The 25,373-nt window shown below is 46.6% G+C and carries 21 protein-coding genes and 1 pseudogene; 7 read left to right on the top strand and 15 right to left on the bottom strand.

The features are described 5' to 3' along the window. Window positions 1–49: 49 nt before the first annotated feature. The 5 genes and pseudogenes from greA to DLM76_RS10475 form a co-directional block, all read right to left on the bottom strand. Complete coding sequence (gene greA / locus DLM76_RS10495; protein WP_118955391.1) at window positions 50–2,830, bottom strand: transcription elongation factor GreA; 2,781 nt, start codon at window positions 2,828–2,830, stop codon at window positions 50–52. Between the two features lie 214 nt (window positions 2,831–3,044). Continuing rightward, the gene (gene flaA1, locus DLM76_RS10490; protein ID WP_118955392.1) at window positions 3,045–3,992 is read right to left on the bottom strand and encodes a flagellar filament outer layer protein FlaA1; all 948 of its coding nucleotides are present in this window, start codon (window positions 3,990–3,992) and stop codon (window positions 3,045–3,047) included. 23 nt (window positions 3,993–4,015) lie between these two features. Next, window positions 4,016–4,735, bottom strand: coding sequence for a flagellar filament outer layer protein FlaA2 (gene flaA2 / locus DLM76_RS10485; RefSeq protein WP_118955393.1), 720 nt, complete (start codon window positions 4,733–4,735; stop codon window positions 4,016–4,018). Between the two features lie 423 nt (window positions 4,736–5,158). After that, the gene (locus DLM76_RS10480) at window positions 5,159–5,995 is read right to left on the bottom strand and encodes a hypothetical protein (protein WP_118955394.1); all 837 of its coding nucleotides are present in this window, start codon (window positions 5,993–5,995) and stop codon (window positions 5,159–5,161) included. Window positions 5,996–5,998: 3 nt separating this feature from the next. Further along, window positions 5,999–6,991 (bottom strand): annotated as a pseudogene (locus DLM76_RS10475) (LIC10775 family protein); the annotation flags it as partial. A 634-nt stretch (window positions 6,992–7,625) separates the two neighbouring features. Between DLM76_RS10475 and DLM76_RS10470 the strand changes: the two are divergent. After that, window positions 7,626–9,194: a beta-propeller fold lactonase family protein gene (locus tag DLM76_RS10470; RefSeq protein WP_118955395.1), complete on the top strand. Its 1,569-nt coding sequence runs from the start codon at window positions 7,626–7,628 to the stop codon at window positions 9,192–9,194. A 194-nt stretch (window positions 9,195–9,388) separates the two neighbouring features. On the opposite strand, the gene DLM76_RS10465 is transcribed toward DLM76_RS10470, so the two are convergent. The 3 genes from DLM76_RS10465 to DLM76_RS10455 form a co-directional block, all read right to left on the bottom strand. Beyond that, complete coding sequence (locus tag DLM76_RS10465) at window positions 9,389–10,120, bottom strand: hypothetical protein (protein ID WP_118955396.1); 732 nt, start codon at window positions 10,118–10,120, stop codon at window positions 9,389–9,391. 314 nt (window positions 10,121–10,434) lie between these two features. After that, window positions 10,435–11,817, bottom strand: coding sequence for a DNA repair protein RadA (gene radA / locus DLM76_RS10460; protein WP_118955397.1), 1,383 nt, complete (start codon window positions 11,815–11,817; stop codon window positions 10,435–10,437). After that, complete coding sequence (locus DLM76_RS10455; RefSeq protein ID WP_118965154.1) at window positions 11,814–12,452, bottom strand: ribonuclease D; 639 nt, start codon at window positions 12,450–12,452, stop codon at window positions 11,814–11,816. The genes radA and DLM76_RS10455 overlap by 4 nt, the downstream gene beginning before the upstream one ends. Window positions 12,453–12,572: 120 nt before the next feature. Here DLM76_RS10455 and DLM76_RS10450 point away from each other — a divergent pair, with 120 nt between their 5' ends. From DLM76_RS10450 to DLM76_RS10430, 5 genes are all read left to right on the top strand, one after another. Next, complete coding sequence (locus DLM76_RS10450) at window positions 12,573–14,513, top strand: glycoside hydrolase family 36 protein (protein WP_118965153.1); 1,941 nt, start codon at window positions 12,573–12,575, stop codon at window positions 14,511–14,513. Window positions 14,514–14,574: 61 nt separating this feature from the next. Next, window positions 14,575–15,060, top strand: coding sequence for a putative lipoprotein (locus DLM76_RS10445; RefSeq protein WP_118955400.1), 486 nt, complete (start codon window positions 14,575–14,577; stop codon window positions 15,058–15,060). A 29-nt stretch (window positions 15,061–15,089) separates the two neighbouring features. Continuing rightward, a complete protein-coding gene (locus DLM76_RS10440) occupies window positions 15,090–16,898 on the top strand; it encodes a hypothetical protein (RefSeq protein ID WP_118965152.1) in 1,809 nt (602 codons plus the stop codon). A 47-nt stretch (window positions 16,899–16,945) separates the two neighbouring features. Beyond that, the gene (locus DLM76_RS10435; RefSeq protein WP_118955402.1) at window positions 16,946–17,236 is read left to right on the top strand and encodes a BrnT family toxin; all 291 of its coding nucleotides are present in this window, start codon (window positions 16,946–16,948) and stop codon (window positions 17,234–17,236) included. Then, a complete protein-coding gene (locus DLM76_RS10430) occupies window positions 17,233–17,442 on the top strand; it encodes a CopG family antitoxin (RefSeq protein ID WP_118955403.1) in 210 nt (69 codons plus the stop codon). The genes DLM76_RS10435 and DLM76_RS10430 overlap by 4 nt, the downstream gene beginning before the upstream one ends. Before the next feature lie 9 nt (window positions 17,443–17,451). Here DLM76_RS10430 and DLM76_RS10425 read toward each other — a convergent pair whose 3' ends face one another. The 3 genes from DLM76_RS10425 to DLM76_RS10415 are packed head-to-tail and all read right to left on the bottom strand — an operon-like array spanning window position 17,452 to window position 20,285. Then, window positions 17,452–18,561 carry a SpoIIE family protein phosphatase gene (locus tag DLM76_RS10425; RefSeq protein WP_118955404.1) on the bottom strand — a complete coding sequence of 370 codons (1,110 nt, stop codon included), beginning with the start codon at window positions 18,559–18,561 and terminating at the stop codon, window positions 17,452–17,454. A gap of 1 nt (window position 18,562) precedes the next feature. Further along, window positions 18,563–19,378, bottom strand: a complete 816-nt coding sequence (locus DLM76_RS10420) for a hypothetical protein (RefSeq protein ID WP_118955405.1) — start codon at window positions 19,376–19,378, stop codon at window positions 18,563–18,565. A 1-nt stretch (window position 19,379) separates the two neighbouring features. After that, window positions 19,380–20,285 (bottom strand): histone deacetylase family protein, encoded by a 906-nt coding sequence (locus tag DLM76_RS10415; RefSeq protein ID WP_118965151.1) that lies wholly within the window; start codon window positions 20,283–20,285, stop codon window positions 19,380–19,382. Window positions 20,286–20,388: 103 nt separating this feature from the next. Here DLM76_RS10415 and pyk point away from each other — a divergent pair, with 103 nt between their 5' ends. Beyond that, entirely contained in the window at window positions 20,389–21,816 is a 1,428-nt protein-coding gene (pyk, locus tag DLM76_RS10410) for a pyruvate kinase (RefSeq protein WP_118955407.1), read from the top strand. 9 nt (window positions 21,817–21,825) lie between these two features. On the opposite strand, the gene lepB is transcribed toward pyk, so the two are convergent. Genes lepB through DLM76_RS10390 form a run of 4 tightly spaced genes read right to left on the bottom strand, consistent with a single transcriptional unit; the run spans window position 21,826 to window position 25,340 of the window. After that, complete coding sequence (gene lepB, locus DLM76_RS10405; protein ID WP_118965150.1) at window positions 21,826–22,860, bottom strand: signal peptidase I; 1,035 nt, start codon at window positions 22,858–22,860, stop codon at window positions 21,826–21,828. Window positions 22,861–22,906: 46 nt separating this feature from the next. Then, complete coding sequence (locus tag DLM76_RS10400; protein WP_118955409.1) at window positions 22,907–23,788, bottom strand: mechanosensitive ion channel family protein; 882 nt, start codon at window positions 23,786–23,788, stop codon at window positions 22,907–22,909. After that, a complete protein-coding gene (aroB, locus tag DLM76_RS10395; protein ID WP_118955410.1) occupies window positions 23,788–24,879 on the bottom strand; it encodes a 3-dehydroquinate synthase in 1,092 nt (363 codons plus the stop codon). The genes DLM76_RS10400 and aroB overlap by 1 nt, the downstream gene beginning before the upstream one ends. Then, window positions 24,876–25,340: an NUDIX domain-containing protein gene (locus tag DLM76_RS10390; RefSeq protein WP_118955411.1), complete on the bottom strand. Its 465-nt coding sequence runs from the start codon at window positions 25,338–25,340 to the stop codon at window positions 24,876–24,878. The genes aroB and DLM76_RS10390 overlap by 4 nt, the downstream gene beginning before the upstream one ends. Between the last annotated feature and the right edge of the window lie 33 nt (window positions 25,341–25,373).

Genomic DNA, 25,373 nt, shown 5'->3' with positions numbered 1-25,373 from the left:
AATCGAAAACCGACCCGGGATTTTGAACATTCAAGTTTTTGAATGTTTTTTAGTCTTCTTGGCTTTGAAGCGAGAATCTTCCGATTTCAAGAACCGTATAACGGGTTTCTGCCCCGGTCAGGTTCAACACGGCCGAATCTCCGACCTTCTTTCCGAGAAGCGATTTAGCAAGCGGAGATTGGTAGCTGATGATATGTCTTTCCGTATCCGCGTCCCAAGCGCCTAAGATGGAATAAGCGACCACCTCTCCCGTAGATTCGTTCTTGAGTTTCGCGGTAACTCCGATATTGATCTTGTCCGTTTTGACGTTGGTAAGATCCAGAATGATCGCGCTCTTGATTTCGGCTTCGAGACGTTTGATCGCCGCTTGCAGCTGAACTTGTTTTTCCATAGCGGCTTTGTATTCCGCGTTTTCCCGCAAGTCCCCTCTTTCCTGAGCTTCTCCGATATCCTTGGAGTTCTCCGGCATTTCCACGTTGAGAAGATGTTCGAATTCTTCCTTTTTGCGGTTGAGGGCTTTTCTCGTAACGAGAATCGCTCCTTCCGGAATGCGGTTGAGAATATCATCATCCTCTTCTTCATCGTCTTCGTCTTCTTCCCAAGCGATATCAGGTTTCAACTCGACGATCAAAGAATACAGACGTTCTTTTTCCAAATCCGTAAAATAAGGAACTTCTTTGTAAAGCGCGTAGAGCTTACGGATGTATTCCGAATCTCCTGCGTTGATCGCTTCGCGAAGAACTTCGTCGTCGTTTCCGTGAAGGATTTCCTTACATGCGTTTTTGAGTTTGGTTCCTTTGTCCTCGATCTTAGCGAGAGGTTTGAATAAACGGAACACTTTCAGAATGAGTTCCAGACGTTCTTCCGGTTTGGAAGATACGAGCCATTCCCCTTCCCAGGTTTTGGTAAGAATGGATTTCGCGACCCAGATGAATACTTCGGGGGCTTCTTTCGCTCTCGTACCCGCGGATTTGATAAACGAATTGAGAAGATCGAATTTTCCTTCTTCTTCCAAAATGGAGAAGACGTATTTGTTCACTTTGATCGGAACTTCGAAAAGGATTCCGGTCAACACTTCTTCCGCGTTCGGTGCGTGCTTGCGTAACAAGTTCACGTATCCTTTTTTGATTTCCACGTTTCCGATTTTTGTGGAAATTTCGGTCAACGTAGAGACGGGAAGAGATTTGATGAGGTCCGCGATTTTTTGTTCGGTGAGATGTCTCGGAATTTCCTCGTCGCCGAGTTCTTCCGACGCGGCTTGCAAATACAAGAACGCAACGATCTTGCGAACCGGGTCCGCCGCTTCTTCCTCTTCGTAATAGAAATGGTTGAAGGCTTCGATCGCGCCCTCCGCGTCTTCGCGGTTGTCCAGAGCTTCCATCGCGATATCCAGCTTCTTGTTCGAGTCGGTCTGGTGCGTGAATTTTTCGGATAACTCTTCCGACAAAGAAATCGCCTTTTCGCGATAAACGAGTTCGTCCTTTTTCTTCGGATCAAAACCGATGTTCGGTTCTTTTTTGATCACGTTCTTGGCTTTGTTCCACCACTTGGACCACTCGGCCAATGGAAGAAATTTTCCGGAAACTTCGGACTTGATATCCGCGGTCAACATTCTGTTGTCGAAGGATGTAAGAAGTTCCTTGAAAAAGTCGGGGATGTTGTTCTTGAAAAGATCCACGATCTCTTCTTTGTTTTCGTAGAACTTCACCCAGATATGATCTTTTTTCAGAGGTTTTAAGCTCGTGATCGCCATCTGGATCGAAAGTTTATGATCCTTCTTGTCCTTGAAGTCCACAAAAATGGAATCTCCGTTAGGCGAAATCGAAGTGATCTTCCCCACTCCCCAGTTTCTATGAAGAACGTAGTTGTTCGTGTCGAACACGATGTTTCTTTCGAAGTTCGCGATACAAACCTTGATCGGCTTTCTGTTGTTTCCGATCTCGGACATCTTGAGAAAGTCTTCCAAAAGGGAATGATTCGCATACTTCGCTTTATAAGCACGAATGAGTTCGTTTCTTGCTTTGTTGGAAGAAGCCTCGTGTTCGAGAATCTTCTTTAACAAGTAGATGACCTTTTCCCAATCCTCGAGCTGCTTGTAAGGTTCTACGATCGGATAGAGATAACCGACGAGTCTGGTTCTTTCTCTGTGACCCAACATGATTCTTTCGATTCTTTCAAAGAACTGAAGATCCTCGTGGTTGTTGGTGACGATGATCGGCCAGATCTCCTCAAGCTGAACATAGTCCTTCGTCTTTGCAAACGTCTCGATCGCTTGTTTGAGATAGGTGATCGCTCTTTCTTTATTTTCTTCTAATATGGAAAGAGCGTATTTTTTGAGAATTTCGGGATTTTTACGGTCGTGTTTCGCGAGCTTTTCCAACACGGCTTTGAGTTCTTTATTCTTCTTTAATTTTTCAAGAGCCTCGGCCTTGTATTTAAGCGCGAGTCTTTGATCCCCGTATTTCAGGATTTGATCGGTGATGTGCTCGATGATCGCCCACTTTCCCGCTACTTTAAAAGATTCTAATAGGTTTTTTAATAAACCGGAGTCGCTGATCTCCCCTCTTTCGAGAGAAAGGATTCCGAGTAAATAACGAGCGGAGATGCTGTCTTCGTGTTCCCCGAGATACTCTTCTATTTTTTGTTTCGCTTCGTCTATTTTTCCGGCTGATTTGTAAAATTCGATGAGATCGTCAAAAATTTTAAATTTGGATGCAGGAATTGAGTTCGCATCGGTGCGAACATAGATTTCTTCATTGAAAAGAGATGTCAGCTTATCCAGATCGCTGGCCGGTCTGGATTCCGTAGTTGCTGATATTTCGTTAGACATAGGATACTCCACCGATTGAGTCTCGGCTTGATAGAAAATTGGGACGTTTGGGGTTAAATTCCTCTCTGACAGCCCTGTATTTATCAATTATAGCCAAGTTGGCTTATCCGTAAACCAGAATTTAGAGAGAGGGGGATTTCCCGGCAAAGCCGTTGTTTCGGCCTCACCGAGCGCGGAAGAAACGGGATTTAGAACATCCCGTTGATCAAAGATTTTACTTGTTCGCTCCTGCTCCGCCGCCGCATTCTTTCTCGACTTTGGTCTTGAGCATCTTATCCAATTTGTGTTTCGTCTTGCAATCGTCGTCGTCGAAATCGATGGAAGCTCCGTCGAAGTGAACTTCGAATACGTCCGAAAGAACTCTAAGTTCGTCGAAGAAAACGTAAACCGTTTCACCGCTCGTGTCGGGACGGGAACGAATCTTAAACTGTTTGAAGACGATGGTTTTTACTTGCGGATAAGAATTCACGTCCTGAGGAACTCCCTGAGGAATATGAACGGTAAGAGGTCTCCATCCGATAAAGTCGATCGATCCGAATTGAAGGATATGCGTGTCGCCTTTCCAGTCTTCGATCCAACCTTCGAGGTTGTATTCGTTTCCTCTTCCGCAAACCCAAACGGAGATCGCCTTGCTCACACCCGGAAATTCCACTCCGTAGATTTTAGAAACCTTTCTTTGGTTGTTGGAATCCAAATACGCTTTGGTGCGAAGAACTTCATATTCAGGAACGCGAGGCGGACGAATCGTTACCGAGTTGTCTCCCGGATACGTGAATTGGAATTTTATCCCGAGAACTTTCGCGGTTCCCGCATCCACGTTCTTGATGTCTCCCGGTTTTCCGGAAATTAATTTTACTTCTCTCAGAGCTTGCGCGTTTTGAGCGGTAGCTTGATACGCTTGCTGTTGTCCGTTCTGCGCTTGTTGCGTATCTTTATCCGTGAAAACTTCCCATCCATAAGGAGCGGAACCCGCAGGGTTGTCCCAGGATTCCACAGTGATGGATCTAAGTTCCAATCCGCTTACGTCTATACCGGTTGCGGTATCGATTCCGCGTTTTCCTTTGATGATGTTTTGTCCGTTAACCATTCCCAGGAGAATCGCTCCTCCGAGAATCGTTGTCAGAGCCGCTGTAATTTTGAACGAGTTCATGAACCTTCTCATGTTTGCTTTCCTTTCTCCGAAGATTACCAGTTATCTTTAATTTCCGATCCAGGATACTTCGCATCCGATTTATCGGCACGAACTTCCAAATCGTCCACATAAAAGTAGAATTGCCCGCCGACTTCGTGAACGTCGCTGGTTACGAAGAGGGAAACGAAGTGAAGATTTTTATCCAGAAGCGCGAATCTCGTACTCTGAGGAACGTAACCCGGAATCGTCGCGGTCAGTTTTCTCCAACCGAAATAATCCAATCTTCCCAAGCGGATATTATGAGTGTTGCCTCTGTAGTCTCTTAACTTAGCGAACAGAGTGTGACGGAATTTTCTTCCGAGCGCCCAGATGGAAAGCTGACGCGCTTTTCCTTTCACGACATACTCGTGAGGAGGAAACACTTCCACTCTGTCGAATCCTCTGTTGGTGTAATTGGTTTTCACACCGAGGATATGATTCTTTTCGATCTGATCTCCTCCGTTATCCGGAACGGTGTTCTCGTCGAACACGTCTCTCATCAGACCTCTTTGAACCATTTTGAGAACCTTGGTTTCTCCAAGAGGAGTCGTGGATCTAGCTCTCCAGTCTTCGGCCTCTTCGAAATTCTCGAGAATGAGTTTCTCAAGAGGATCCGGGGTAGCTCCTGTTTGCTGATTTCCACCAGCCTGATTGTTTCCGGTCTGCTGGCTATAGACACCTGGTACAGCAAGAATGCAGAGCAGTCCGGCAAGTAAGATGATCTTCTTCCTCATGAGAATTTCTCCTGGTTACAAAATACAAAAATAAAAAATCGTTTTAGAGACGGATCTCGCAATTCTATCATAGAATTCACGGATGGAGAGAAAATCTGATTCTACTACCCGTCTCTGTATAAATATCGGAAGATAAAGGATCAAAATTAGCAAACGAAAAAGTTTTTTAGGAAATTGAGGATTTTTTGTTTCGGGGTGCGCCGGGAAAATTCAAGTGTTCCGACAAAAACTCCACTTTTTACTTGTGCAAACTGAGATTTTCTGATACGGGAAAATCTCTGCGGTTTCTCCCACCACCTCAAAACTCAGCACCTCGCTCTCTAAGGATCGCTCGTCATCCACCACCCAAAATCGGGGTGGGGCTGGCATTTCACGGAAAAATCGTCGTAGTTCCGACTTTCCCGATAAATACTCCAAGGCAGTTTACTTTTCCATCCGCTTTCCGAAGAATTTCCCCAAAAAGATACAAACGAACCAGGAATAGTTCAGAAAGAACAAACCCGAAAGTCCGTACATTCCTGCCCGAACCAGCTTTTTTTCCGGGTCGGCTATCGGGCGGAAAATCGTAGGATGTTCGGAAATCGGGAATTTATAAATCTTTCCGGCGTCTTGAACGGAAAGTTTATAATAAGGATAGAGGGAATGATTCTTGAGATTCTCCCCCCAAAAAAAGACGGAACTACCCCAAGAACAGTTCGGAAGTTCCATCCGTTCGCAAGCGACCCAAACGTGAATCGGATCTCCTTCTTTCCAACTCGCGGCGACCAACGGCGCGACGTGAAAGTAAATCGTTTTGGCCCGTTTGGGTTCCGACTTCGCTCGGCTAATCGCCGATCGCGAAGAGACATAGTCGGTAAGAATTTTCACTCCTCGAAACACAAGAATTCGATCGTTTCCGAATTCTCCGCTTTGCGCCAAATCGACGTTCTTCCCCACCGGAATTCCGAGAAAGAATCCGATGCTGTGACTGATATAAAGTGCGGAAACTCCCGCGGACAAAAGGCTCAGGAAAAGCGCGACGTAGAGAAGATTCCCGAATTTCGTGCTGAGTCGGATGACCAAAAAGAGCAAGGGAAGAAAGAGGAACAAAAGCAAGGCAGCCGTAAGCAAAACCGAACCGTAGATTCCGAGCGGTATAAACAGAAGCGCCATTCCGTCCACGAGACAAAACCCGATGAGCAGAAGTTGCCAGGGAGAATTGCGAGAAGGAGGTCCCGGCGGATAAGGACGATCTCCGGTTTTTACGAGCGCGATGATCATAGTTCACTCGACGACCAATTTCTGATTCAATTGTGACCAGATTTGTCGGATGCGATCAATCTGTTTTTCCGGACCAGCGACGGAAAACAAAAGCCCCCGATTCTCCCGTAAATAATATTTTTCCAAAATCACGATCGGGACTTTTCGTCCGTCTTTGTGAAAAAAGTCGAATCGGCTCGCGTACGAATCGTCCTCTTTTTTTCTGCGGAAGTTCATCTCACGGATGGTTCTAGGATTGATTCCCCGTTTGAGATCCCAAAGCTGAAAGTAATTTTTGGAAGTATAAACCGAAGCGACCGGATGATAGGTTAACCCGATCGTAAGAGAGATTCGATCCGGTCTGTAATACAGAAATTTTTCCGCTTGGGACCGATAATTCTTTTCCCATTCGTCCGCCCCGGAATCCGCGGGAACGTCGATATAAAACCGGCGCACCTTCCAAAGATGATCTCCTTCGGTTCCGCTTTCCGGCAATTCGAGTTCGGGAAAATAATGTTTCCACTCGTCCGTCGTTTCGAGGGAGAATCGAAACGGTTCACTTTCCAGTTTTAGAATATTCTTTTTTATGCAACCGTATGGATCGGTGAGATCGTCCGTTTCGAGACGTTTGTGGGCCATGTGTTTCATCAAACGGCTCAGATCCTCCCCCGCTTTTCGGGATCCTTCCGGTGCGAGTTTGCCGAACTGGAATCGATAACAAAGTCCGATTCCTTTGAGAAGACGGATCGCCGAATACGGTTCTCCATGATCCGCGAGCGACTTCGCTTCGCTCGTATGCACGTCGAGTTCGGAAGAATCCGGAAAAACTTCGCGATATTCCCGATCGATCAGAAACTCCACTCTTCCGTCTTTGTAGAATCGATAATTTCTACCGCGGGAATCGGTCTTCCAGACGAAGTGCGCGTCCGGTCGAAAGAGTCTCATGACTCGGTTGTAGAGAATGGATTCCTTTTGTTCCTGATCCGCAAACCAAGAACCGCGAAGAAGAGGATCGGTTGCGGATGAGCTCGTCGTAGTCGGCTGCGTTCGGGTTTGCGTGTTTGCGGACGTTCCCGTTGTCGATGAATTTGAAGTCGAAGGCGGCGTTGTCGTTTGTCCGGAGTTTTGCGGATTTGTCTGCGGAGTTCCTTGCCCGAATAACGGAAGGAAGGCGAAAGAAAGAATCACGGCAATAAAGGGAAGAAAAACGCCTCTTTTTTGAAAATCGAAACTGCGATGGATGACTCTGAACATGGGCGCGCCGCTCGCAAAGAACATTCAGAAATAAGAACCGGCACAAGTCCAATTCTTTCCAGGAAAAGATATGATGTATACACGATTTTGCGGCTTCCAAACTCTATCCGACGAGAATCTTTTTCATCGGAGAAGAGCATATTTCCCTCCTCAATCCATGTTTATCGACAATCTACTACGGAGGAAGCCGTCTTCCTTCCGTAGATTCGGATCGGGACCGATCCAACGATAAACCGACCGGCCACAAGACGCCGGCTTGTTCCAAACTATGTTTTAGAATTTCCTAATTTAGATTCGGGAATCGTTTTATAACCTACGATTTTTCAAACCTTTCGAAAACGGTCGATCGCCTTGACTTACGGATTCGCGTAATGCTATTTACCCCAAGGCGGTCCCAATGGAAATAATTAATAAACTTAAAATTATTAAACGGACATTCGAAAATAGGAATACGTTCCGCATCCTATTAATACTTTATAGTTTTTGCATATTCATTTACGATTGCAGACCTACGTTCGATCTGAGCGCCTGCGATCCAGCCAGCGACGCTTTCAAACAAAGCCTTGCCTTAAAACTCGCTTTCAACGACCCAACCGGAGAAGTCTGCGGTTATCAATACGCAAGAAGGATCAATCCAAATCTAAAAGTATTCCAACAAACACCCGCAAGCGGATTGACCTCCGTTTCAAGGGGAACCAGCATCGAGCTGACGTTCAGCGAAAAGATGAGTGCGGAAACTTTGACCGCACAGTCGACCGCGGGAACCTGTTCGGGTTCGGTTCAAGTCAGCTACGACGACTTCGCATCCTGCATCGAAGGGAATCTGGATCTCGCTCAAAATCCGAAAATCATATTCAATCCTTCCAAAGTTCTTCGATCGGGAACCCAATACAAACTCAGGGTAACAACGGACGCTTTGAACGAACAAGGCGAACGGATGGCCTCGAATTACACGAGTTCGGGCGGTTTCGGCACGAGCGGAGCCTGGGCCTATGTTTCTAATTATCAGAATACTCAGATTTGGTTGTTTACGATGAATCCGAATACCGGACTTTTTCAGACTCGAACGACGGTTTTCGTAAATACCGCATCGGGAGTTTCCTCGATGACGATTCATCCTTCCGGAAAATTTCTATTCGCTACGATGGCTTCGGAGATCACGACCTATAGGATCGATACTTCTTCGGGAGATATCACGTTCGCTTCCACCTATGCGGTCGCTTCTCCTTCTAAAATCGTAATCGAACCCACCGGAAAATTCGCGTTTGTAACCGGGGCCGCTGCAAATACGATTTACTATCTCAAAATCGATCCTACGACGGGCGCGCTTTCGCCGAACATCGTTCCCGGATTGGGAGCGTCCACTTCTCCACAAGCGATTTGTTTGAATCCCGCCGGTAACAGCCTTTTCGTTTCCATGAACGGCGGAGGAGGAATTCTGTTTTTCGGTTTGGATTCGACCGGAATCCCGAACGCAAGATCGAATACCCCTTATGGGGCTGGCTCCGTATTTCTCAAGACCGATCCCACCGGAGAACATCTGTATTCGGTTAACAATACCACAAACAGCGTGGATCTATTCACGATCGATTATACGAACGGACTTTTGTCCGCAGGAGCGGCTTTTAATACGATGCTCACGCAACCTACGAGCATCGATTTCGATCCCGCCGGCAAATTCGCGTTTATCTCCAACTATGCGTCCGCGACTACGAACATCGTCATCCCCACGCGTAACGCTTCCGGAGTTTTAAACGCTTGGGGCTCCGCAATCACTTCGAGCATGGGAACACAGAACGTGATTTTGGATTCTTCCGGTAAATACGCTTTTTCCACCGAGTCGACCGGGAACGTCGTCAATCTGTATACCGTGGATACGATCAACGGAAGCGTATCGCCGAACATTCCCAATATCGCCGGCGCCGGCACGGGAAATCCCGGACCTTACGCAATTTTAATTTATTAAAAAATTCTAATGTACCGTTGAAAGCGAGGGACGCAAATGATTTCAATCGGCCGAAAGTCTAAAGGGAAGCCCATCGGCGGCAAACGATACGGCGACCTTTCCTTGTAAAGGCCGCATTGAAATGAGCGGCCGCTCTCGTAAAGGGAACGAGCTCCGTAAGCGCGGATCGGAAAATCAATCCTTTGAAAACGAACCTACTTCATGCTCTTAAATCGTTTCAACACTTCCGAAGAAAATTCGGGAATCACCTTCTCTTTGCTTTCGGCGATGATGGACGCTTCATCGATCCATCCGTAAGGTCGAACCGCGGAGGAAGAAGCTTCGGATTCGGTGGTCAGATACAAATATTCGTTTCGAACATCCCAAAGAGTCGCTTCGAGCGTGAATGTGGATTCTCCCGATGAGCCGGGAACGAGCCAAATTCCGATGATGGTCGCGTAAAGAATACTGAGAAGATTCGGCTTTTGATTGTAACGGACGCCGGGTTTGATCACGAGAACAGCGTCTGCTCCGTACCGCGCCGCGAGAAGACGGATCTTTTTGATTCCGTCCAACGTTCTTGTTCGGACCGGATAATGATCCCGAAAACCGGGAACATGCGTCTGTTGATCCATGCTGTAAACGGATTCCGAAATCAGAAACATCTGGGATACGATTTTTTCGGCCTTTAAAGTTTCTTCGATCGTAAGGAACGCGGATTTATTCTTTGCATCGATTCGATAATTGTATCCTTCCGGATAAAGGATATAAACTCCCACCCGGAAAGGAAATCGGAGTTGCGGCTTTAAAGAAAGATAATGTTTGATTTCTTCGGAATCGATCACGATTTCTTTCGGGTCCACGTGCGGTAAAGGACCTCGGTCGTATCCGGTGCTCGCGCATCCGAGCTGCAATGAGAACAATAGAATCCAGGTGATTTTTTTCATAAGCGATGCTGCTCCTTGGTGAACGTTATATCCTCGTTTCCGACGCTTTGGGACAATCCAGGAGAATCCTTTTTGTGTGAGTTCCTACGTTTGTTTTCAGAAGAATGTGTTTGTAAGAGTTCCCACAAGCTTTGTAGGAACAACAATCGAGCGCTGGAGTTCCCACACAAATTCTTCGGAAGACAATTGACCGAAGGAGTTCCCACAAGCTTTATATTCCAAACCGATCCCTGTGTAGTAGTTCCCACAACCAAGGCTCTCTAATAGCTCCTCATCCTCCCCCAACCGCACAAGGTAGAAAAGCGACGCAAATTCTAATTCGCACCCGGAAACAAAGAACGCAAATCGTTCAACGAACGAATTCCCTGAATCTGAATGTCCAAATTCTTTTCCAGTTCGCCCAAATTTCCTTCCGGCAAAATCACCTTCTTCATTCCGACGCCCGCGAGTTCCTTCACGCGAAGATTCGCTTGTCCGATGCTGCGCACTTCTCCCGAAAGTCCGACCTCGCCGAGAACGCAGGTTCCTTTCGGCAAAGGCTGATCCAAATAACTCGAAATGATCGAAGTGCAGATCGCCAGGTCTAACGCGGGTTCGTCGGCGTTCAAGCCGCCGGCCAGGTTGCTGAATATATCACATTCTCCTAATTTGATTTTGATATATTTTTCGATCACGGCTGCGAGCAGAATCACACGTCGCGTGTCCGGACCTTCCGCCATTCTTCTTGCTTGGGGAAAACCGGTCTTGCTCACGAGCGCCTGCACTTCCACGGTGAGAGCGCGGCTTCCTTCGAGAACGGCGCTGATGACGGAACCGCTTCTTTCTTCCGCCCCCGCGCTGACAAAGATTCGATTGCGATCGCCTACTTCCCGTAAGCCGCCCGAAAACATTTCAAAGATCGCAAGATCGCCCACCGCTCCGAAACGATTCTTTACCGCGCGCAGCAATCGATAGTAATTGAGTCGATCCCCTTCGAAGTATAATACCGTATCGACTAAGTGTTCCAAAACTTTCGGACCTGCGATCGCCCCTTCCTTCGTGATATGACCGGTCATCAACACGGGAATCCCCGTTCTTTTCGCGGTTTCCAAAAGCACCTGCGTACATTCCCGAAGCTGCGTGACGGTTCCCGCTTGATTGGGCAGCGCTTCTCTCGCAATCGTTTGGATCGAATCGACAAAAACCACCGAAGGTCTTTCTCCTTCGATCATCGCGGAAATGTTTTCCGCAAACGTTTCGGAAGTCAGAAGAAGATGGGAAGATCGGATTCCCATCCGCTCGGCGCGCATCCGAATCTGAGAAGGAGATTCTTCCCCTGAAATATAAAGAACGTTCTTCTTTGCCTGTGTCAGATAACGTGAAACTTCGAGAACGAGGGTCGACTTGCCGACTCCGGGCTCTCCGCCGATCAACGTCAAAGAACCGGGAACCAACCCTCCTCCCAAAACGAGATCGAGTTCTTTCAAACCAGTTCCCATTCTTGTAAGAGATTCTTCCCCTACCTTGTCTAACGGAGTCGGCTCCTTATACGTTTTGTGTTTGGATGAATTCCCGTTCGAGGAAGAAGCGAAACGTTCTCCGCCGACTTCTTCCACGATGGTGTTCCATTTCCCGCAGGACTCGCATTTACCCGCCCAACGGGAATAATCCTGACCGCAGGATTGACAGATAAAATTTCGAACGAGTTTCTTTTTCAATGTTCGAAAAGAGCGGGCATCTCAAGCCAATCGATCTGGTTGAAAACGGGAAGACAGGCGAAGGCTTCTCTCGCAAGAGAATCGCGTCCTTCGCGCACGAGAATCTCGGTGAGTTTTTGTTCGAGGGAGATGAGATATTTCACATCGCCGCTCGCATAGTCTACTTGGTCTTTGGTAAGAATTTTTTTCCCCCAATCCGAGGACTGATTCTTCTTATCCAAATTCTCATCGTAAAATTCTCGGATTAAATCTTTGAGACCGTGTTTGTCCGTGTAGGTACGAGCCAGCTTGCTCGCGATCTTCGTGCAGAAAACGTTCTGCAAGGCGATGCCCAAACGATAACGAAGAAAGAGAGAATCCATTCTCGCGAAATGAAAGATCTTCACGATCTCCGGATTTTCGAATAAGGACTTGAGAAGCGGCGCTTCATTTTGATCGGGAAGAATTTGAACCAAACTTACGTTATTGGAAGAATCGCAGATCTGAACCACGCAGAGTCTGTCTCTTCTGGGATTGAGTCCCATCATTTCGCAGTCGACCGCTAGACGGTCGTCCGCCTTGTATTCTTCAAATCTTTTTTGTGAGAGATCCCCGGGAAAAAGCTCCGGTTTTATAGTTGAAGGTTTTGGAGGCATAATTTCATAATAATCCGTACCGCGCGGTTTCGGGAATCAAAAATACAAAACAAGGCCGCCAGAATTTTAGAAAAGTTCCCGATCGAAAAAAGAAAAACGACTCAAAACACTTAGAGAAACATGAGAGCCATTTTAAACTACAAAGTCTATGAGGATTCTTATTCGTCCTCGTTTGAAATTTCCGGAAAAGAATTGAAGACCAAGAGCGATTGCGGAAATTTCTCGCTCGCGCTCGGTCATAAAAAAACGGGAAAGAATGAAACGTATAAGCCGATCCTCGAATGGGTGGGCGATCAAAGACCCAAGGCCGGAACCGAAATTCTTACCTTGGAAATCGAACTTCCTCCGCACGCTTTGACGGAACCGAAGGTCTTCCAACACGGATATCAATCCTGGAGTCTTTCCGCAGTTCACTCGCTGAGCGAACCGGACGAATCGCCCAAACTCGACTTTCTTCAGTATTCTCAGGAAAACATCTACACACATCCTTCCAATGAAAGCGGAGATTGGCACAGCGAAGGATTTCTGCTTCTGCTCGCTTCGAACCAAGAACCGCATTACTTTGCGGGCGCGACCGGTCCCGGAGAACAAGGAGTCAAGTTTCGGGTTCTTTCTTCGCAACGAAAAGAAGAATTGGAGAATTCCAAAAAGAAAACCTGGGTTTCCCGATCCGGAGTTTCGCTGATCTATGATTTTTACCGTTACGAGGATTTTCGCGGGAATAAACTTTCTTTGACTCCCGTCGGAGTTTCCCGATTTACGATCGAACCCGAAGCGTATCTCAAAAAGTACTTTAGTGAATTAGGAAAAACTCATAAAGTAAAACTATCCACCGCGCCCGTTCCTACGGGCTGGTGTTCTTGGTATCACTACTACACGAAGATTTCCGAAAAGATCATTCTGAAAAATCTCGCTCTCGTAAAAGAGAAGAAGCTGCCGATCCAATTTTTTCAGATCGACGACGGATATCAAAACGAGATCGGAGATTGGCTTAAAACCAACGATAAATTCCCCGGAGGTATGAGACTCTTAGCGGAGGAAATCCGAAGAGAAAAACTTACGCCTGGAATTTGGCTCGCACCGTTCTTGGTTCGAAAAAAATCCGAGTTCTATCAAAAATATCCCGAAGCGGTTCTCAAAGATCGGGACGGCAAACCGGTGCCAGCGCTTTGGAATCCTCTCTGGGGAGTGGATTATACGTATTGCATCGACGTCACCCATCCGACCTCCCGCGACTTTCTGGAGAATGTCTTTAAAACTCTCGTAAAAGAATACGGATATCCGTATCTTAAACTCGATTTCTTGTACGCCGCGCTTCTTCCCGGATGGACTTACGACCGGGGAATCTCGCCTCACAAACGTTATGCGGACACGATCCGTTTTATCCGTAAAGTCGTCGGCAAGGACGTTTTTCTTTTGGGATGCGGCGCGCCGATCTATCCTTCGATCGGATTATTCGACGCGATGCGGATCAGCTGCGACGTCGCTCCGTTTTGGGGAAGAGAAAAAAAACGCATTCTCGTAAAAGACAAACACGCTCTTTGTACGGAACGAGCGTTGATCAACGATATCACCCGTTCTTCCATGCACCGAACCCTTTGGTACAACGATCCGGATTGTCTGCTCGTACGCGAAAGCAAGAATCAGATGAACGCGGCGCAAACGCAGTTGATGGCGAGCGTGATGGCCGTGAGCGGAGGAATGATTCTCGTCAGCGACGATCTTTCCTTAATCGGAGACGAAAGACTGGCCTTGTTGAAAAAGACGTTGGAACTCGGGGCGAAGTGCAGAACCAAAACTCCGATCCCGGTCGGAATCGCATCGGGCTTATTTCCGCCGGCGCTTTATAATCCGGCAGGCTTTTTAGGAATGTGGAATCCAAGCGAAGAAGAAAATACGATCGAAATCCAAGTTCCGTTCGTATCGAAGTTGAAACAATTCCCGGATTATTGGACCGGAAAGGTTCCCGAAAACTTCGAGTATTCTTCCAGAACGGGAATTCTCAAATTAAAACTCCCCGCGTTCGGCTCCGTAGTTTTGCAAACTGCAAAAGTTGTTTGACTCAAAGGAAGGAAGCTGTAAAATTCCTTCCGACAAAACAACGTAACGGAGAATCCATCTGATGAAACGCACTCAAAAGCTGCTGATGACTTTAACAACCGGACTTTTTATCATCGGCCTCAATCACTGTTTTATTTTCGAATCGATCTCGACCGGAATCAACTCTCTCAGTAAGTCTTCCGATTCTTTGGAAAGTCTTTCCAAATCCGTAAAATCGATTTCCGGCTCGATCAGCTCCATCCTCTCCTCTTCTTCCGGAGATGATGAGAAAAAAGAAAAAGCGTATCTCAAAGACGTACGTGATCTGACCGCGATGCACGTGGAAAACGGATTTCAGGAAATCGAATTCAAAAACGATCTTTCGACTCTCGCGCTTCAAAACGGGCTGACCAACTGGAAGTCGTTGCGCGTAACGTATCTCGGAATCGGAAGCGGACTTAAAAAAGCGGGAGTAAGCGAGGAAAAATTTTCCAAGTTCGTTTCCGAAATGGGAAGCGCTAAACCGGAAGTCGTCGAATCCATCCGCAAAGGATATCATCAGCTCTGAGATTTTTTCGCTTCCTCTTTGCGACGGCCCTGCTCTTTCCTGCGGGGCTGTTTTCCACGCCGACCACCGCCGATTTCATTTACGTAGACGCAAACACCGGACAATCCAGCGGAGGACATACCGGAATCCGAATCGGAAACAAGGTCTATCACTATCAGTTCTTTCCCGATGATATCTTTCACTTGGTGAGAGAATCGTATGACGACTTCGCGTTCAGCTACAACATCGTATCCAATCGAACGAGCATTCTTACCCGACTCGCATTGACCGGGAAAGAAATTTCCGTTTTGGAAAGCGGACTCAACCGCTTGTATCTCGTTCAGTTCCGTCATCTTCAAAATCTGGAAACTCTCAAAAAGGAAACCAAGTTCCTGGAGGAATTGCATTCTCCCGAAAAGAAAATCGGGCTACGCGCAACCGCGTATTTCACTTCCAGCGATCGATCCGCTCTCGCAAACGAACTAAAATCGCGTCTTGCGACCGATCTTGGGGAGAATTATCTGAAGGATCTGGAACACTCCTTAAAGGAAGCGCTTCTTTCCGAAAACGGAGGACTGATGAATCCGGAATTTCCTCCGTTGCCGTCCAAACTCACTCGAGAAGGCTTCCCTTTTTTCAAACCGGGTTCTTATTTACGATTGCGGGACATACTCGAAGGAATCGCATTCTGCCAAATTCTAAAAGAAGAATGGGGACTCGATTCTGAATTCAAAATTTCGAATATTCAGGAATCATTAACAGCCGAAGAAATCGAGCTTCTGAAAAAATTCCGCACCAAACAGACCGAATCTCTCGTTCAAATTCTCGCGGAAAAAGACCCGGGCTGGGCCTACAGCGCCCTCGTCGTATTGGGAAGACTTCACGCGATCGAAGAAAGCGTTCGCACCGGCGTCCCGGTATTTTTATCCACTTTCCCCGAAGAATCCCCCATCGTGTATCAGGAAGACGAAAACGACAAACAGGCCTTGGAACATCTCTCCCGAGAAACCTGGGCCGTCGTCTCGCTTGCGCGCAAAAAAATATCCGCCTTACGCGAGTTATCCGAAAAGGAATATCAGATCTGGGAAGACGCGACCAACCGCGCCTACGAACTCCGCGAAGGAATCGAAACCTCGATTCCCGTTCGAGTGACTTCGGGAAAACTTCTTCCGCAAAGGGAAAAACGGTTTTTGATTCCGATGCGTTTGCCCTCGGACGAGATCCTTTCCGGATATCTAAAACTCGCCCAAGAACGGGAAAAAGAATATCACTTCCGATTAAAAAAACTTTATCCGTTTCATCTTCTCTTTGAAAACTGCACGACCGAAATCGTCAAAAGCGTCCAAACTTCGTTCGAAAAACAGGAAACGAAGTTTCCCGGCGAGCCGATCGACTTTCGTTATTCCTTCGCATTCATTCCGTTCTACGCTTCTTATTCCGTTTCCAAACATTGGAAAACGGAAGGGGAACAAACCCTTCTCTCCTATCGAAGAAAGAAATTGGAGGAACTCCGGCGACAAAAGCCGGGTTGGAAAACATCTCTTCGCGAGTCCTTCACGTTCACCTCTTCGATCTACAAGGCGAATCGGGAAGACCATTTTTTTCCGATGTTCACGGACGACGTATTTTGGGCGCGTCCGGCCTATGGAACCGTGAACCTATTCGCAGGTTTGGGGATGACCGCGGCGGGAATCTTCACTTCTCCTCTCGACAAAGGGGAACGGTTTCAGAAGGGATTTCAATCCCTGTTTTTCAGCTTTCCTGAATTCGTTTTTTTTAATATTCGAAAAGGAACGTTTCCTTCGGTCTCTATGCGGGAAATCCCGGAAGAACTCTTCCGGTTTCAGGACGAAGACTGAAATTAAGTTGAATTCACTTATATTTATGATATATTGACAATATAAATATGTCTTCGATCGAATTCGAATGGGACTCCGGCAAAAACAAATTCAATCTCAAAAAGCACGGAATCTCTTTCGAGGAGGCTAAAACCGTTTTTTATGACGAAAAAGCGAGAATCATCGACGATCCGGATCACTCGCAAGATGAAGATCGATTCATTATCTTAGGATTCAGTTATAGATTGAATTTATTGATGGTGTCTCATTGTTATCGATCGTCTAAAGATGTGATCCGAATCATTTCGGCGCGAAAAGCGACAAAAACCGAGACGAAACAATACAAGGAATTATTATGAGAAAAGAATACGATTTTTCAAAGTCGAAAAAGAATCCTTATCTAAAGAAATTAAAAAAGCCCATTACGATCCGAGTCGATGTGGATACCATCGGATATTTCAAAGGATTATCGGATCAAACCGGAATTCCTTATCAAAATCTAATCAACTTGTATCTAGCCGAATGCGCTTCGAAACACAAAAAGATCGATCTTTCTTGGAAATGAACGTAATTCTTATCTGACTTCCAAAAGAATATACGAAGCGTCGTCCCTATATTCTCTGGAAGGAATCGCGGAACGAACATACGTATCGAGCGCGTTCTTCATACGCTTCAACGGGTCCGGACCGGACTTATGAATCTGATTCAATTCTTCAATGAGAGGATGACTGAGATTGTTGATGATTCCGTCCGAAAAAAGAAAGATCACGTCCTTCTCCGCAAAACCGATTTCGTGACTCGGGAAATCGACGTCTTCCAAGATTCCGAGAAGTTGTCCGGACTTTTCCTTTAAAAAGGAAAACCCGTCCTTGTGAAAGTGAACCGGAAAGGGATGCCCTCCCCTCGCATAAACGAGTTTCTTTTCTTCCGGGAATAATATTACGCAAGCGGCAGTCATACTGTGCGTTCCGATATTCAGACAGAGTTCGTGGTTCATTCGTTTTAGAATTTCGCTCGGATTATCCGAATGTTTGAATTCTTCGCGCGCCAAAGTGGTCATCAAAAGAGCGATCAACCCCGAAGTAACGCCGTGATCCTCGACGTCTCCGAGAAGCAATAGAACCGATTTTTCCTTTTTGAGCACTACGTTGAAATCCCCGCTGACGAAGGAAACCGGAGTCACGTCCGCTTCCACCTTATACGGGCTTAGGTCCGGAATCGAAAAAATCTTTCCCTGCACTCTCGACGCAAGACGCAGATCGCGCATGATCACCTCGTCGCGCAGATCCTTCTCCTTTAGCATAGTATAATAATCGTATGCTCTTTGGATCGCGATCTGGACCGTTTGAATGGAGAAAGGTTTCAACAAAAAGTCGCTGGCCTTGTGCGTAAGGGAAGTAACGACGTTGTTGATGTCGCGTTCCCCGGTCATCATGATGACTTGGGTTTTCGCTTCCAGGTTTTTGAAGTAAGGGAGAATTTCAAGGCCGCTCGTTCCGGGCATGTGAATGTCCAGAAACACGATCGGGTTCAGCTCCTTCTCGAAATATTGTTTCCCCTGTTCGACGGAATCGAAAAACACGCTCTGATATCCGAGTTTGGTCAAAATGAGCTCTAGGGTTTCTCCTACATCCCTGTCGTCGTCAAGAATGATGATTTCCGGTCTTAGGGAAAACTCCGTCATATTACACTTTCCTTATGTATTTGGTTCCCGAAACGATCTTATTCACTTTTCTGTAATATTCCTCGTCGAAAAGCGCCGATTCGAGATAACTGTTGATGCAGGAGACCATCTCCCCGTATTTCCAAACATAAACTTCTCCGGAGGATGCGTCGCAGATTTTTTCCGTGTGAATCTGATCGCTTAATTCTCGGAGATTCGTTCTGCTGAAGGATTGAAGAATCGCACGAAATCTTCCCTCCTTTTCGGGGTCCACGAACTGAAAGGATTTATGGAATAATACCGCGTCATGAAAGTATTCCGGAATGTTAAAGGCGCCGTACGCTCCCATCTTAGTGGCGAGAATGCGGATAAAGCCGGTGATCTCGTTCATCAGAGAAAGACCCGGATATTCCTGTCCCTGATAGAGTTTCTTTTTGGCCTTCATGTTTTTCATCTTTAGGTTCTGGGTCAAGAGCCAGTCAATATAAACGAGCTTATAGGATTGATCCAGCTTTTTAAACTGGAAGTCGGAAAATTTTAGACGCATGTGAACGAGAATTCCGCCCGAAGGATCTTTGATATAAATACGGTTGTCCATATCGGAGATTCCGTCCAAGGAAATCTCGTAGTCGTTATAACCTCTGGCCTGTAAGGTGCGGAAGATCCCAGCGCTTTCGAGCATCTCCCTGACTTCTTCCCCTGTGAATCGATTGAAGAGACTGTTTTCGATTCCGAGCGACGTATGAAATTCTTTCGAGATGTCGATCATCCCGAGCTCTTGGCTTTCTAGAAATCCGGGATTTCCTTTTTTTTTATCCGAGTCCGAAAAGATACCCATGTCACTCGGCCGCAAACACTTTGATCGTGTTGTAATGAATCGTCACCGTATCGTGAAAGTCCTTCGCATACCCGCCCGCGGGAAGAATCACGGTGCGCGCGCCTGTTGCTAATGCGAAGTCCCGCACGATCTTATCCCGCTTACGCAGACCTTGGAACGTGAGTTTCAAATCTCCGAGCGAATCGCCTTCGAACGGATCGGCGCCCGCGATGTAATAAATCAGATCGGGTTTGAACTCGGATCGAATCTCGTTCAAAGACTTCTCCAGAAGTTCCAGATATTTTTTATCGTCCGTTCCTTCTCCGAGAGGAATGTCGAGTCCCGATTTTTCCTTTTTTGGATATAGATTTTCCTGGTGCATGGAGAACGTAAAGACGTCCGGGTCTTCCTGAAATACGACGGAATTTCCGTTTCCTTGATGCAGGTCCAAATCGATAAAAAGAATTTTTTTACGGGGATGTTGTTTCTGAAACAGCTTCCCCGCAATTGCCGCGTCGTTCAGATAACAGAAACCTTCGGCGCGGTCCGGCATACTATGATGAAAGCCGCCTCCGATATGATAAACGAATTTGTATTTTTCCGTCAGTTCCGTCGCCAGAATCGTTCCGCCGACCGCTAAAACGAAACTGTGTACGATTTGTTTGGTGAGAGGAAGCTCCGAATTCTGCGTTCTTTCTGTGAGCTTGAGCGAGAAAAAATCCTGTAAGAATTCTTTGGTGTGAACTAACGCTAGATCCTTGTCTTTAGCGGGATCGGGCTTATAGATATAAAGTTCCGCGAGTTTCGGATCTTGTTTTACGAGATTATAAACCATCTGGTATTTCCGCGCGGGAAATACATGAGGACCCAGATCCATATTATAATCCGGGTGATATACCAAACCAATTCGTTCTAACTGCTTCTCCAAGAAGAGGACGCCTATTTTTGGTTCATTCTATTTTCCGGTTTCCGTTCGTAAAGAGGAAATATTCGCTGGAACAACGGGAGGCGTTTGTCTACAATTGCCGTTCATGAAAATCCTGAACGGGAAAAAAACCAAAATAGTCTGCACGATCGGTCCGGCCTCCTCTGCCGAAGAAACCGTTCTTTCCATTCTCAAAGCGGGAATGGATATCGCCCGAATGAATTTTTCACACGGCACGCACGAATCCCACAAAAGAGTTTACGACACGCTTCGCAAATGCGAGCAAATCTCCGGTTTCCCGCTGGGGATTATGGCCGATCTGCAAGGCCCGAAGATTCGAACGGGAAAATTAAAACTCAATTCCATTCTTCTCCATAAGGATCAGGAAATTACGATCGTTCCCGATGCGGAATACCAAGGAGACGAACATACGATCGGCTGCACTTATCCCAATCTGATAAGCGACATTAAGGAAGGAGATAAGATTCTTATCGACGACGGGAAACTCGTATTGAAAGTCGCGTCGAAAAAATCGGATTCCGCCGTTTTGAAAGTGATCGTCGGCGGAATTTTATGGAGCAACAAAGGAATCAATCTTCCGGGAACTCCCATCTCCGCACCCGCCCTTTCCGAAAAAGACATCGAGGATTTGAAGTTCGCGCTTTCTCTCGGCGTGGACTACGTGGCGCTTAGTTTCGTACGAACGGGAGCCGACTTGGAGTTGGCGCGTTCCCTTCTCGAAGGAACATACGCGGGGCTCATCGCAAAGATCGAAAGGCCCGAAGCGATCGGAAACATCGACGAGATCATCGAACGCGCGGACGGAATCATGATCGCGAGAGGAGATCTCGGAGTGGAAATCGAAACCGAAAAAGTTCCCATCCTTCAAAAAGAGCTCATCTACAAACTCAACCAGGCGGGCAAACCGGTGATCACCGCCACACAGATGTTGGAGTCGATGATCGAAAATCCGAGACCGACAAGGGCGGAAGCAAGCGACGTAGCCAACGCCGTGATGGACGGAACGGACGCAGTGATGTTGTCCGCAGAATCGGCGAGCGGTCATTATCCAGTCGAATCCGTGGAGATCATGTCCAAGATCATTCAAGAAACCGAAACCATCGATCATATCTACGAGGTTCACTGGAATATCAAAAAAACTTTCCTGGAATCGGAACGCACCGCGTTGGGAAACGCGGCGCGGGAAATCGCGCACGGAATTCACGCCAAAGCGATCATCAACTTCACAAGAAGCGGGTATTCCGCTTTGATCACGTCGGAGATGCGTCCGAAAGTTCCGATCTATTCCTTTACTCCGTTTGCAACGACTGCGAGAAAGATGAAACTCTATCGGGGAGTGATTCCGTTCGTCATGCCGTTCTTTACGAGACTGGAAGATATGATCGCGTATATGAATCAGAAACTGAAAGAGGACGAGTTCCTGTTTCCGGGAGATAAGGTAGTAATCCTTTCGGGAGCGCCGGGAACCACAGTTCGCAGCGTGGATTTTTTACAGATCTATAAGATCCACTAAGAGCAACTGCTACTTGGAGTTATCGAACCCCAGATAACTCCAGCGCACGTTTCCTAAGATTAGAATTTTATAAAACCATTTTATACCGCAAAACGTTTCCTGATTGGTTTCGCAGACGCTTCCGTTTAGATCGTTCAGATTCGCCGAAAAATAGGTGAACAAAAACTTACCGGCGATTTGTCCCCCGCGAATCGGCCCAAGAATTCTCGAATCCACAGAATCGTCCCGATTGTCTCCGATCAGATAAAACTCATCTTCTTTCAGCTTCCAACTTCCGAGCGAGGAAGAAGCGGATAAGTTTTTGGTTTCGAGAATAGGAACCGATTTTCCACCGATCGTCTCTACAAGCGCGATCCGATCCTTGCCGCTCAAGCCGGATTGAAACTCTTCCACTCGCTTTGCGGACCGTTCTTGGGGAATTTTTTCTCCGTTGATCAGGATTCTGCTTACTTCAAAACGATCCGCGGTGATCTCGTCCACAACGCTGACCGTATCGCCGGGAAGACCGATCACACGGCTTAAGAATTGTCTTCCCGATTCCGGATTTTTATAAACGACGATGTCTCCCCGTTTGAGTTCTTTCGTATAAAATAATTCCGTGGTATAAAAGGAATCGTTGAGGTTGACGCTCGGCATCATACCCGAAGAGGCTTGGATTTTTCCCTTGAGGATTCTATCCTTTAAAAATTCGTCGATTACGATTCCTAAAAACAACAAACCGATCACGGTCGCCGGCAAAAACCAAACCGGAGAAGGGAATTTGTTCTCCGATTCATAAAGTTTTTTTCCTTCCGATTGAAGAGCCGCGACGACAAGAATTCCCCAGCTAAACAAAACGTAAAAGGACAAAACGAAAAGCGCGAATCGACCTCCGCCGTTTACGAACGAGGAATACGTCAAAAGGGAACCCAAAACTCCTGCCAAGGAAACGAAGATAAAAAAGATCCAAAAGAATTTTCGATCGTTCAGATAATAAAAACCGAAAGGGGGAAGAAACAAATTCAATACTACGGCGATGCCTTTTCGTCGGGTTCGGTCATCCATTGCGTTTTTCCTTATTTTGTTAAGCGAAATCGATAAAGGGAGAATATTATAAAATACGAATACCCGGAAACTGTTTGAATTCCTTGAGGATCTGATGCGAGATTTTGGTCTTCATATCGCGGCGTTCCCGGACGTGCGTGAGATAACGCAGAGAAAAGAGAATTCCTCCCTCTTCCAAGGAAAGATAAACGATCGGAGACGTTTTTCCCAATCGCACCAAATAATTTTTGGAAAGCTCCTGAAGCGTGTAATCGATCTCTCCTTGATCAATGATCGCGTTGTTGCGTATGATTCCGTTCAGCAATTCCTCGGCCTTTTCGAAATCGGAATCGTACGGGATCTTGATTCTCATCTCGTCCCAGACGTAATTCATCTTGTCCTTTACGACGATCACCTGACGCAGAATCACGAAATGATTCGGAAAATGAACGAGACGATTCGTGGATTGATCGGACTTCGGATCGGAGGAGATCTCCATCAACGTAAATCGATTCATCCCGATATTGATGACGTCTCCCCGAACCCCTTCGATTTCGATACGGTCCCCCACTTCAAAACCGTTGCTTCCGTGGATAAAAAACCAACCCACGAAATTCAACGTGATGTCCTTCAACGAAATGACGATACCGGCTCCGGCCAAACCCATCACCGTGGGCAAATAAGAAAGCCCCGAAAACACTACGGGCAAAAGAGTAACAAGACCGAGAATGACGAAGGACATACGGGCCATTTTTCTTCGGTTGTAACGGGAAGTGACGTCGATCGTAGGTTTGAAAAAATCGAGAACGATTATGATGACTTTGTAGGAAAGAATCAGGAAGATGATGAAATAAACGACTAAAATCAATTCTTCCGCAAGACTCCGTTCGTTCAACTTTAGAAGAATAAACGGATTGATACTTTTCAGAAAATCGATTTCGAAACCCATCAGAGACCTTTTTGTTTGCGGATGGTTAATACGATATCCCTGGATTCGACGGGGATATCGAACACCGGAGAACCGGGTTTTTCGAGAAGAACGAAACGGATCGAACCGCCCACGTTCTTTTTATCGTGTAACATGTGTTTCGCGAGTTCCTTCGATTTCAATTTCGTCTGAAACGGAAGTTCGTAATTCTTCAGAGTATCGATCGTTTCCCGAGTGATAACCGGATCGAGACCCGATTTCAGTTCGCTTAACAATAGCGCGGTCACAAGACCGATTCCCACCGCTTCCCCGTGCGAATATTTTTTATACTTCGTTACCGATTCGATCGCGTGCGCGGTCGTATGTCCGAGATTCAAGATCTTTCTAAGTCCGGTTTCCTTTTCGTCGCTCGAAACCACGTTCGCCTTAAAACGAACCGATTCCGCGATCAAATACGGAAGGATCGGAGAATCAACATTCAAATCCTTGAACGAATGCGCCTTTACCTTCTCCCAGTATTCTCCTCCCGAAAGGAGCGCGTGTTTGATGATCTCCGCCTGACCGCATCTCCATTCGCGCGCGGGCAACGTTGACAAAGCGAACAAAGGAGCGAACACGAACTCCGGCTGATAGAACGCACCGATCATATTCTTACCGAGATCCGCGTTGACCGCGACCTTTCCGCCCACGGAAGAATCGACACAAGCGAGAAGCGTGGTCGGAATCTGAACGAAACGGATTCCTCTCAAATACGTGGACGCGATAAAACCGGCGAAGTCGCCGACGACCCCGCCTCCGAAGGCGAGGATCAAAGACTTGCGGTCCGCGCCGTATTCAATGAGTTTATTATATACTTCTCCGGTGCGGTTGATATGTTTCGATTTTTCCCCGCCTTTGACGTAGATCTCTTTGACCGGAATTCCGAGAGAGGAAAATTCCTTTTCCAGATATTTGGAATATAAGGAATGAATCGATCTTTCCGTGATCAAGAATACGGACGTAACTCCGGGAAGTTTTAAAATTTCTTCGGACAAGCCGGAAAGATCGGAGTGAAGTTGAACCGGAACGGATTTGTGTTCCGTGTTCACGGTAACGGTTTCGATAAGACTCATTTTTTTTCTGATACCCAGGTGCTTTTGATAAACGGCGCCGATTGAAAATCCCCTTCCAAAAGAAAAGATTTGATATCGGGTCTAAGATCCATTTCACGAACCGCCGCCGGAGAAAAATAACCGAAACCGGTGATCGCCTTTTCCTTCAAGTTGAGTTCGGGAACTTCTTTTTTGACGTTCACCGCAAAGACGAGTTGAATGAGATGTCTTTTTCCGCCGGGTTCTATGGATTCATTTAAGAGTAAAAAAGACGCCGATTTCATTTCAAGAGAAAGTTCTTCTTTGAGTTCCCTTTTGAGAGCGTCTTCCGCGCTTTCCCCGAACTCGATTCCCCCGCCCGGCAAAAGCCAATAATAAGAATCCTTTTTCTTTTGTTGAATGAGAAGAATTTCGTTCTGCGAGTTTTCGATCAGAGCGGCGACTCTGACTCTCATTCCTTTCTTTTTAAAGAAAAAATCCATCTACTTAGATTGTCGTCCTTTGATCCGAGGAAT

Source organism: Leptospira yasudae (assembly GCF_003545925.1).
GTDB classification, from domain to species: domain Bacteria; phylum Spirochaetota; class Leptospiria; order Leptospirales; family Leptospiraceae; genus Leptospira; species Leptospira yasudae.
The sequence above is the reverse complement of the archived record's forward strand: the minus strand, read 5'-3'. Positions and strand labels throughout refer to the sequence as shown.

What these genes read in the sequence shown, in the direction of transcription:
- DLM76_RS10470 (WP_118955395.1), top strand. Translation starts at nt 7,626, where the DNA reads ATGGAAATAATTAATAAACTTAAAATTATTAAACGGACATTCGAAAAT.
- DLM76_RS10435 (WP_118955402.1), top strand. Translation starts at nt 16,946, where the DNA reads ATGTCTTCGATCGAATTCGAATGGGACTCCGGCAAAAACAAATTCAAT.
- DLM76_RS10400 (WP_118955409.1), bottom strand. Translation starts at nt 23,788, where the DNA reads ATGGGTTTCGAAATCGATTTTCTGAAAAGTATCAATCCGTTTATTCTT.
- pyk (WP_118955407.1), top strand. Translation starts at nt 20,389, where the DNA reads ATGAAAATCCTGAACGGGAAAAAAACCAAAATAGTCTGCACGATCGGT.
- DLM76_RS10455 (WP_118965154.1), bottom strand. Translation starts at nt 12,452, where the DNA reads ATGCCTCCAAAACCTTCAACTATAAAACCGGAGCTTTTTCCCGGGGAT.
- DLM76_RS10445 (WP_118955400.1), top strand. Translation starts at nt 14,575, where the DNA reads ATGAAACGCACTCAAAAGCTGCTGATGACTTTAACAACCGGACTTTTT.
- aroB (WP_118955410.1), bottom strand. Translation starts at nt 24,879, where the DNA reads ATGAGTCTTATCGAAACCGTTACCGTGAACACGGAACACAAATCCGTT.
- DLM76_RS10465 (WP_118955396.1), bottom strand. Translation starts at nt 10,120, where the DNA reads ATGAAAAAAATCACCTGGATTCTATTGTTCTCATTGCAGCTCGGATGC.
- flaA2 (WP_118955393.1), bottom strand. Translation starts at nt 4,735, where the DNA reads ATGAGGAAGAAGATCATCTTACTTGCCGGACTGCTCTGCATTCTTGCT.
- DLM76_RS10420 (WP_118955405.1), bottom strand. Translation starts at nt 19,378, where the DNA reads ATGGGTATCTTTTCGGACTCGGATAAAAAAAAAGGAAATCCCGGATTT.
- DLM76_RS10390 (WP_118955411.1), bottom strand. Translation starts at nt 25,340, where the DNA reads ATGGATTTTTTCTTTAAAAAGAAAGGAATGAGAGTCAGAGTCGCCGCT.
- greA (WP_118955391.1), bottom strand. Translation starts at nt 2,830, where the DNA reads ATGTCTAACGAAATATCAGCAACTACGGAATCCAGACCGGCCAGCGAT.
- lepB (WP_118965150.1), bottom strand. Translation starts at nt 22,860, where the DNA reads ATGGATGACCGAACCCGACGAAAAGGCATCGCCGTAGTATTGAATTTG.
- flaA1 (WP_118955392.1), bottom strand. Translation starts at nt 3,992, where the DNA reads ATGAGAAGGTTCATGAACTCGTTCAAAATTACAGCGGCTCTGACAACG.
- DLM76_RS10480 (WP_118955394.1), bottom strand. Translation starts at nt 5,995, where the DNA reads ATGATCATCGCGCTCGTAAAAACCGGAGATCGTCCTTATCCGCCGGGA.
- DLM76_RS10425 (WP_118955404.1), bottom strand. Translation starts at nt 18,561, where the DNA reads ATGACGGAGTTTTCCCTAAGACCGGAAATCATCATTCTTGACGACGAC.
- DLM76_RS10450 (WP_118965153.1), top strand. Translation starts at nt 12,573, where the DNA reads ATGAGAGCCATTTTAAACTACAAAGTCTATGAGGATTCTTATTCGTCC.
- DLM76_RS10430 (WP_118955403.1), top strand. Translation starts at nt 17,233, where the DNA reads ATGAGAAAAGAATACGATTTTTCAAAGTCGAAAAAGAATCCTTATCTA.